Consider the following 8,368-nt stretch of genomic DNA (forward strand, 5'->3'; position numbering starts at 1 on the left):
ATATACTGGTTGTTGAGGAGTTTGCTACGCCCATCCCTGATTTCTTCAGCGGAGCGGTGCTGATTAACCTGACCCGGTCGGATAGCAATCTGCCCGGTACGCTTTACAACGATTGGCCTTGCGCCAAATTTCAAAAGGCTTCCTGGGAGGAGCTGCTCTCGATTGCTGACATTCTAATTTCTAAACCCTAATGGATCAACCAAGTCCGGACGAACTGGAGCGCCAGGTGCGTGAATTTGAAAATAGCTGGTTTCGATTTACCGGTCAACAGTTCATCAAGTTGCCGGAGACGAAGCTCTGCCTGGACTATGATATTGCCCAAGAGAAAATTCTTTCCACGTTCCGCATTCCTGACACGCAACTATTCGTAGTTGCCCGGTTTCGAGGCATTAAGACATTACCCACCATTGACTCATGAAAATAGGCTACGCACGGGTTTCAACCCAAGATCAGAATCTATCCCTTCAGCTGGATGATCTGAAAGCCGCCGGCTGCGAGAAGATCTTTCAGGAAAAAGCCAGTGGCGCCAAAGCCGACCGGCCGGAACTAACCAAGCTCCTCGAGCACGTGCGCCAAGGGGACACCATTGTCATCTGGAAACTCGACCGATTGGGTAGGTCCGTTTCTAACCTGGTGGAATTGGTGGAACGATGGAAAGGTCAGGGCGTCGGCCTGATCAGCTTGAATGATCCAATTGATACGACTACCGCCCAGGGCGTCCTGATTTTCCAGATCTTTTGCTCATTAGCGGAATACGAACGGGCGCTGATCCGGGAACGCACGCAGGCAGGCCTGGCCTCCGCGCGCAGGCGTGGCCAGAAACTAGGGCGTCCCGAGGGGCTGTCCAAAGATGCGGAAAACAAAAGCTGGATCGCTTTGGGACTCTACAACGAAAAGAAACTCTCGACTCGGGAGATTGCCAGACAACTGGGCATTTCCAAGTCTACTTTGTATGTGTATCTAAAATATAGGGGCATTCAAACGGGGGAGCCGAAACATGGATAAGCCGGATTTATCACCCACTGAAAAAGTCGAATGGGCAAAAGTCCATTTACGGCAGGCGATGGACGCTCAGGCCACTAATCCCTCCGCGTTTAACAAAGGGGAGGAGGACTATTGGCGCGTTTTGTATAATGGGTACGTGGAGGAACTTCGAGATTTGCAGCAACGACTCTACACTATATTGCGCCAAAATGGACAGATAAAGGACTGATAGAACATGATGAACTCCGTAACCGTACCTAGATCTCAATACAATACCTGGTTAAAAGTGCTCTATAACCAGGAGTCTTTGCAACCCCGGTTGTGGTTTATTGTGACCGAGTTTCCGCGTACAATCATCACCCACGCTACAGCAATTCCGGAGGGGAACTGGCCAAGATCAAAGACAATTTATTTTCAATGGACAGGTAGGGGATACCGCTGCTCTGAGCGGTTGACAATTGTCGATGATATGCCCTGCCCAGCCTTACCCAACCATCTGCAGTCGGCCATTACGAATGGCTATAAAGCCATTCAGCAGTTAACTCAGGAGTTAAATCAAAAGCCCGTTACGGCTAATGACGTGATAAAAGCTGCTCTGGCCGAATTACAGAAACGCCATCCTTCCAACTAAACATGACCCCAAACGATTCCACTGCAGCCCAAGCTGACCTACCGCTCCCTGATTCGAAGCGCATGTTAAACTGGATGACGCCGGAGGAATGCCATACCCTGTTTAGCTTGGCGTTTGGCATAAAACCCTCGCCATCTGAAATCGAAACGTTCGTCGATCCGGGCCGCATTACCATCCGCTGGCGCTCTTTGTGTATGCACCTGAATCACGACGGCTCCATTATGGCCGAAGACAAGCCGAGTCTCAGCCGGGGAACCAGTGTGTATTTCAACGCCAAAAAGGTGGTGGCGCAGCTGGAGGCTTGGGGGATTCGGTTTGGCGAGTGAGTTATAAATGATATTTATTTAACCATTATAGAATCTTTCATGCCATACCCTACACTTACACTTGGAGCGATAGCCTATTCAGGAATTGATAAACCTAAAGCATTTGTTGATGCAATATCTTTTCATAGAAAAAGTGAAATAAAGCTAACTGATAATCAAATAGTGGTTTTTGTTGGGCCTAATAATGTAGGAAAGAGTATTGCTTTACGAGAAATTTATAATCATGTAGGCCAGCTTAGCCCAAATAAAATAGTTCGCGCTATTTCCTTAGTAAAAAAAGGTACTGATGGAGATCTTGAAAAATACGTGAAATCCAAGTATAAGTATTCTAATCAGTATCCAGCCTCTATTGAACTACCAGACGGTGCCTTGTTTAATAATGATGTATTAAAAACCGATTGGGTAGGGAGTCCAGGTTCTCTGAAAGGACTGGCGTCTATTTTTACATTGTTTTTATCAACAGAGGAACGCTTACTAATATCTAAAACAGCTGAAAGTATTCCTTTGTTGACAGCCAATCCTTCCCATCCATCTCATCATATTCTACTAGATGATAAGCTCGAAAAAACCTTTAGTGAGTATTTTAAGCGTGCATTTAATCTTGAGTTAATTGTCAATAGAGGGGCTGGACAAACAGTACCATTACATGTTGGAACTTCACCTGAATTTCAACCCGGAGAAGATAGGGTTTCTAAATCTTACCTAGAACGATTAAGCAAATTGCCAATCTTGGAACAGCAAGGAGATGGAATAAGAAGTTTTGTAGGTGTATTTCTTTCCGCTTTCGTTTCAGATCAGACTATGCTTTTTATTGATGAGCCAGAGGCATTCCTGCATCCGCCACAGGCCTTGATTATGGGTCAGATGCTGGCTAATGATCTCCCACCTGACAAGCAACTATTTCTTTCAACGCATAGTGAGGATTTATTAAAGGGTCTCATAGATAAAAATTCCGATCGAGTTAAGGTTATACGGATAAACCGGCAAGGTGATAAGAATGATTTTAATGAGTTAGATAGTGACAGTATTAAAACGCTATGGGCAGATCCGTTACTTAAATACTCAAATATTTTAAGTGGGCTGTTCCATTCTAAAGTAATAGTATGTGAAAGCGATGGTGATTGTCGATTCTTTGCCGCAATGATTGACGCTGTAACCGAAAAGGAAAATTTGAACAAGCAAGATATTCTGTTTGTGCATTGTGGAGGCAAGCATCGAATTCCAACGGTTGTCAATGCACTTGTAAAGGTGGGCGTCAAGGTTTGCGTGGTGGCTGATTTCGATGTTTTTAGAGAAAAAAGCCCACTAAAAGATATTTATGAAGGGCTTGGGGGCGACTGGAAAGATATTGAAGAAAAGTGGAAACGAATAAAAGCAGCTATTGAGGAAAAAAAGCCACCCTTGGAAACTGATGAAATAAGAAATAAAATTACCCAGATACTTCAACAGGTTAATGATCCAGTATTTCCGCAACATAGCGTAATAGAGATAAAGAAGCTACTCAACAAAGCGAGTGCATGGTCACAGGCAAAAGAACAGGGTAAAAGTTATGTGCCGGCTGGAAATTCTACTAAATACTTTAATGAAATAATAGATCAACTAAAAGCAAAACGGATCAATGTTATTGAAATTGGAGAATTAGAGTGCTTTTACAGGCCAATCGGTAATCACGGCCCTAAGTGGGTTAATGAAGTTTTACAGAAAGATCTACAAAATGATTATGAACTGAACTATGCACGACAATTTGTAAAAGAATTAGTGGATCAATAAAGGAGCTTGGTCAATCTGGCTAAGCCCCTTTATTGATCCACTAAATTTGCTGACACCACTCTTATTGGTAACGCCTAAAACGGGCGTCAATCACTATCCGGCCTACCTCTACAGGGAATTGCTCGCGCGAATTTGCTGCACTTCTTTCTGATAATGCTCAAAGAGCCGGTAATCAAAGACAATCGACCGATTCGCGTATTTATCCATCAGTTCATTGTTGCGCTGCAGCTGCTGCAGGATGGCCATCCCCATTTCATGCGACATGCCAGAAGGCAAAGCCGCCTGCGGAGTGGGAGGGGGTAAAGCGGGTGTGCCTCCAGCAATCCCCGATTGGAGCAAGCCATAATTCCCTGACTTTTGGGCGACGTCCATGATCCGGGCGAAATTGGCTACGACTGGATTTTGCAGGGCTCTATTCGATATCACGAATTCACGGCCTTTTTCACTCGCAATGAACTGCCTTCTTCCCATTTGAAACAAAGTAGGAAACTCAACCCATCCGGAAGGGCCCATCACACCAGGATGCACATCGCCCGAACCAGTAAATCCGCCCTGAGCAAATTGCGGAACATTGTAATTAGCGGAAGCAATTTTACCCAGAACCGTTCCGTAGGTGGCCGTCGCCATCGCCGTGTACCCAACCGCAGCCAAGGGGTTTCCCGAGTTGGCCCAAATGTTCATCAGCGTGCGCGCGTAGGCCACAGTCGCTTCGGCTACCGAATAGGCTTTGCTGGCCACAAAGGCCGCTTTCTGCAAAACCGTTGCCTGATTCCAGAAATCCTTAATACCCTGCAACTGCTCGGTCCAGTTGATTTGCATCAAGCTGAGGGTTTCCTGCAGCAGGGCCGAGACCGCTTCTTTTCTGGCTTTTTGTGAAGCCAGCTCCTTTTGATCAGCAGCCTCCGCATAGGCTAGCCGGGCATCGACCTGAGCGTTGTAATTTTTAGTGAGATCCCGTTCGTTTTCGGCTTCGGATTTATTCCGTTCTTTCGCTACATCTGCGCGCTTTTCGGCCGAACGAATATCCAGGGATTCGATATCTTCATAGTATTTGTTGTAGATAGCCCGCTTCGCCAGTAAAAACGCATTCTCGGCTTGCAACCGGGCCATTCGGGCGGCATCGTCATTGATTTGTCCCCGTTCCTGGGCGGCATCGATATCGTACAGGGCAAGTTGTTTTTTAATCAATAATTCCTGTTCGGCGGCTTCCCGCTCATCCCGAAGGTCTTTGGCCACCAGCAGCTTTTCTTTTTCTGAGTGCTTGGCAACAATGGACTCCAGCTCATCGTACATGAGCTTGGTGACGGCTTCCATCTCGGCTTTGTTACCCTTAGCCTGGCGGAACATTTCTGCATAATGCTCTCCGAATTGAACCTGCTCCCGAAGAAACTCATCATCGTCTTGTTTGGCCTTGCGCGCCCGGGCATCTTCATTTAATTTCTGCAGGGTATTTTCATGCTTTTCGGCCGCTTTCGCTTCCCGCTCCCGTTTGAGTCTGGCTGCTTTTTCTTCCTTGGTTTCGCCGGTCGAACCGCCACCTCCAGCAGGCTTATCGGTTGGTTTAGTAGCCGATGCCGTGGGCACATTTAAATAATCACCATTTAAGCCCGATCGACGGGCAACCAGACCTGCAACCTCATCATTTAACTGCGCGATTTTTAAATCTAATGCCTTCAATTCAGCTTCGGTCAGTTGCCGGTTTCGGTAGCCCATCCCCGTCGGATCGCGCTCGATGGTAACGCCCCCTTTTCGCTTTTGAATAGCGATCTGCAAATCCCGACGTTTATCATCGAGTTCGGACTGCGTTTCCTGAAGCGCTTCCCGATTGGTGTATTTGAGCAGTTCTTTCTGCATCCGGATAAAATCCCGGGCTTTGTCCGTATTGACACCTAATACCTTGCCGTATTTATCGAATTCGGTGACAGCCGAGGGAACGGTACTGGCTACCTGGGCGACGATGGTTTTGAGTTCCGCCTGCTCATCGGCCGTCAATTTTGTTTTTTTCTTCAGCTCATCGTGGCGATCGAGCAGGGGAGCGAAATTCTTTGTCAGATTCTGGACTTTAGCCCGCTGATCCTCGAAGGCCTGGGTAGCAGCCTGTGACGCAGGCGTTAACCCTCCGGTTAATAATTTGGCCAGACCAATGCCCGCTTCTATCACTTTGGTGAACACCGGCACGAGTTTGGTTCCTAGGATAATCGCCAGGCCTTCGACGCGGGCCCAGAAAATCTCCAGCTGATGATCCAGAGATTCATTATTCGTTTTGGCTTGAGTGAACGCTTCCTGCGTGCCAGTAACCTTCCGGGTTAATTCAGAAATTTCATTCCGGTGGGTGATAATGTGCTGAGCCGCCGTGATGTTTTCCTTTCCGAAAAGTTGGGTCATTTCGGCCGTCGACAGGTTCTTTTTGCCAAGATTTTCGAGTGCCTTTTCTAAACCGACTACTTTGGGGTTGGTCTCATTGGCTCCAGAACCCAGCGTAAGCAGCACATTCCGCAGCTGCGTTCCGGCTTCCCCGCCTTTCAGCGCAATTGTCGAGAGGCTCTGTAGGACGGCATTTGTCTGCTCAAACGTGACCCCCTGAGCCGCAGCAACGGTTCCTGAATTCTTCAGAGCCGCCCCCATATCGGCGATCTCGGCTGAGCCTTCTTTCGCTCCAGCGGCAATCACGTTGATAAACCGATTCGCCTGGTCCGCACTTTCACCAAACTGGTTGAGTGATTCAGCGGTAACCTCAGTGGCCTGGGCTAAATCAATTTTTCCTGCTTGGGATAGGGTAATGGCCGCTTCCGTGGTTTTGGTCAGCAGTTCAATGTTATTTAGCAGTTCGGGTTTGGCTGAGGCCATCAGCTTATAAGCCTCCAGCATTTCCGCTCCACTTTTACCCAGCGTTGGCCCAACCTTTGCCGCTGTGCGATTTAAATAATCCAGGTCTTTTCCGGTGGCTCCCGTTACGGCTGACAGATCTTTACTGGCGGCATCAAATTCCCGGTATTTACTGATCAGGGCCGGAATGGCATTTGCCGCGGCTGATAGGCCAGCTGTAATTAAATTACCCCCAAGTAAGCCCGTTGCTGTACTGGCAGCATTCGCTTTGAAACGCCCCCAGGCTGTAGTCGTCTGATTGATGTTGGCCGTCATCTGGCGCTGAGCCGACAGCAAGGCATGCAATTCTTTGAGCCGATCCTTGTAACCCGGATCGGTTTCCTTCATTTTGTTCAGCGCCGATCGGGCATTGGTAGCGGCCAGACTGACATCTTTCAGGCTCGTCTGAGCCTGTTTTCCATTGATCACTAAGTCAATGACCGCGCGATCGTTCTGTGATTTTGCCATGGGAAAAGAGGGTTACGTTCTTTCCCAGGCTTCTGGTCATGTACAGTGAATGATGAATAAATGCCCGCCTAAACGTGCACAGTGACCGAATCGGTCAGGTAATTTTCCAGGGCCGCTACGCTGATGTTGACGTAGTAGCGAGCCATCAGTTCGCGTAATCGGTGCACCTGAAATGTTTTCTCCTTTGAATACCAGCGGGCTGGTTTGCGCGTGCGAGGTTCGCCATTTTTTCGATTTCCCTGATACTTGCTCAGCGCATACGAAGTGCCCTTTCCAACGCCCATGTCGACGAATCGTCCGTAGAGGAGGAAACTCAGCTGCAATCCTTTCACGCCACCGGCTGAACGGTCCAGATACAACCGACGTCTCCAGTCTGATCGGAGTCTGCCTGATCTCACCAGGCTTCGCTTTCGCGCAGACCGTCTCCTGTTATAGACCTTCTCATCGATGCGCTTTTGAAAGCGTTCGACCGTAATCCGGGACCAGGCTTCCACCAGGCCCTTTAGGTTGATTCGTTGATTCAGATCCAACTGAGAATAAGACGTGGTCATGGAATGATGGTATAGCCTTCGCCGGGATCGATCGCGATGGTGCGGTTATAAATATCAATTCGGGTCGGCTGCTGATACAGGTTTTCCGTGGACACAAAATCGTTTTCCACTAGGGTGAATATGCCATTGACCAGGTACGTGTTGACGTATTCCTGAACTGGAGAAATGGCATTGCCTTCCCGATGCTGACGCAGTTTGACGGCCAGATTCGTGACACTCGCCGGCAACGTACGGGCTGAATCCTTCCAACACCGAATCGTAACTGTTTGCAGCCATACTGGATAGGTACCCACAGCGTCAACGATGACGGGTAAATTCTGTGGCCGTTTTTCGCCTAAAACCAGATCCACCCAAACCACTATGTTGTCAGGTTCGTCGGAAAACGAAAGAACGGGAGGTATCGTCAGTACTTCCAACTGACAGAATACTTTGCCATCCAGGCCAGGAGCCCTCGCTTCCAATTTACTGATCAGGTAGGATCGACGAACCTGGTCCTCTAAAGAGAGCGTGACTGACCTATGCAAAGGTATCGTTGCCAAAATGGATGCTGGCAACAGCAAAGGCTGAGTGATCGCCTGCGTCTGATCCCGGAAATAGAAATAGGCCCGAAGGTAATTTCGCCAGGCTCCGTATCGACCGGATAGCGAAAGCGACTGATTGCTGATGACAAGTTGTTGTCCGTTACGAACATCGGGCGTCGCCAGTGGATAAGCATTGCCTGCTGAATCCTGGGTCATACCCCGGTAGGCAATCAGACACAGCCCAACGTTATT

At 48.3% G+C, this 8,368-nt stretch carries 10 protein-coding genes; 7 read left to right on the forward strand and 3 right to left on the reverse strand.

What is annotated here, in order from left to right; translation table 11 throughout:
• The 7 genes from ACYVE4_RS30970 to ACYVE4_RS31000 all read left to right on the forward strand — a co-directional run.
• On the forward strand, positions 1-191 hold a 191-nt coding region (locus ACYVE4_RS30970), incomplete at its 5' end, for a hypothetical protein (protein WP_461044299.1).
• On the forward strand, positions 191-418 hold the full coding sequence (locus ACYVE4_RS30975) for a hypothetical protein (RefSeq protein WP_461044300.1): 228 nt from the start codon (positions 191-193) through the stop codon (positions 416-418). The genes ACYVE4_RS30970 and ACYVE4_RS30975, both read left to right, overlap by 1 nt.
• The gene (locus ACYVE4_RS30980; protein WP_461044301.1) at positions 415-1,005 is read left to right on the forward strand and encodes a recombinase family protein; all 591 of its coding nucleotides are present in this window, start codon (positions 415-417) and stop codon (positions 1,003-1,005) included. The genes ACYVE4_RS30975 and ACYVE4_RS30980 overlap by 4 nt, the downstream gene beginning before the upstream one ends.
• Complete coding sequence (locus tag ACYVE4_RS30985; protein WP_461044302.1) at positions 998-1,213, forward strand: hypothetical protein; 216 nt, start codon at positions 998-1,000, stop codon at positions 1,211-1,213. Before ACYVE4_RS30980 ends, ACYVE4_RS30985 begins: the two co-directional genes overlap by 8 nt.
• A gap of 6 nt (positions 1,214-1,219) precedes the next feature.
• Positions 1,220-1,615: a hypothetical protein gene (locus ACYVE4_RS30990; protein WP_461044303.1), complete on the forward strand. Its 396-nt coding sequence runs from the start codon at positions 1,220-1,222 to the stop codon at positions 1,613-1,615.
• 107 nt (positions 1,616-1,722) lie between these two features.
• Positions 1,723-1,941 (forward strand): hypothetical protein, encoded by a 219-nt coding sequence (locus tag ACYVE4_RS30995; RefSeq protein WP_461044304.1) that lies wholly within the window; start codon positions 1,723-1,725, stop codon positions 1,939-1,941.
• 39 nt (positions 1,942-1,980) lie between these two features.
• On the forward strand, positions 1,981-3,711 hold the full coding sequence (locus ACYVE4_RS31000) for an ATP-dependent nuclease (protein ID WP_461044305.1): 1,731 nt from the start codon (positions 1,981-1,983) through the stop codon (positions 3,709-3,711).
• 108 nt (positions 3,712-3,819) lie between these two features.
• Here ACYVE4_RS31000 and ACYVE4_RS31005 read toward each other — a convergent pair whose 3' ends face one another.
• The 3 genes from ACYVE4_RS31005 to ACYVE4_RS31015 form a co-directional block, all read right to left on the reverse strand.
• Positions 3,820-7,044 carry a phage tail tape measure protein gene (locus ACYVE4_RS31005; RefSeq protein ID WP_461044306.1) on the reverse strand — a complete coding sequence of 1,075 codons (3,225 nt, stop codon included), beginning with the start codon at positions 7,042-7,044 and terminating at the stop codon, positions 3,820-3,822.
• A gap of 68 nt (positions 7,045-7,112) precedes the next feature.
• The gene (locus ACYVE4_RS31010) at positions 7,113-7,595 is read right to left on the reverse strand and encodes a hypothetical protein (RefSeq protein ID WP_461044307.1); all 483 of its coding nucleotides are present in this window, start codon (positions 7,593-7,595) and stop codon (positions 7,113-7,115) included.
• On the reverse strand, positions 7,592-8,368 hold a 777-nt coding region (locus ACYVE4_RS31015), incomplete at its 5' end, for a hypothetical protein (protein ID WP_461044308.1). The genes ACYVE4_RS31010 and ACYVE4_RS31015, both read right to left, overlap by 4 nt.

It is taken from the genome of Spirosoma harenae (assembly GCF_054776975.1).

Bases quoted from the DNA above. Each gene is read 5' to 3' on its own strand.
- ACYVE4_RS30975 (WP_461044300.1), top strand. From the start codon at position 191: ATGGATCAACCAAGTCCGGACGAACTGGAGCGCCAGGTGCGTGAATTT.
- ACYVE4_RS30980 (WP_461044301.1), top strand. From the start codon at position 415: ATGAAAATAGGCTACGCACGGGTTTCAACCCAAGATCAGAATCTATCC.
- ACYVE4_RS30985 (WP_461044302.1), top strand. From the start codon at position 998: ATGGATAAGCCGGATTTATCACCCACTGAAAAAGTCGAATGGGCAAAA.
- ACYVE4_RS30990 (WP_461044303.1), top strand. From the start codon at position 1,220: ATGATGAACTCCGTAACCGTACCTAGATCTCAATACAATACCTGGTTA.
- ACYVE4_RS31000 (WP_461044305.1), top strand. From the start codon at position 1,981: ATGCCATACCCTACACTTACACTTGGAGCGATAGCCTATTCAGGAATT.
- ACYVE4_RS31005 (WP_461044306.1), bottom strand. From the start codon at position 7,044: ATGGCAAAATCACAGAACGATCGCGCGGTCATTGACTTAGTGATCAAT.
- ACYVE4_RS31010 (WP_461044307.1), bottom strand. From the start codon at position 7,595: ATGACCACGTCTTATTCTCAGTTGGATCTGAATCAACGAATCAACCTA.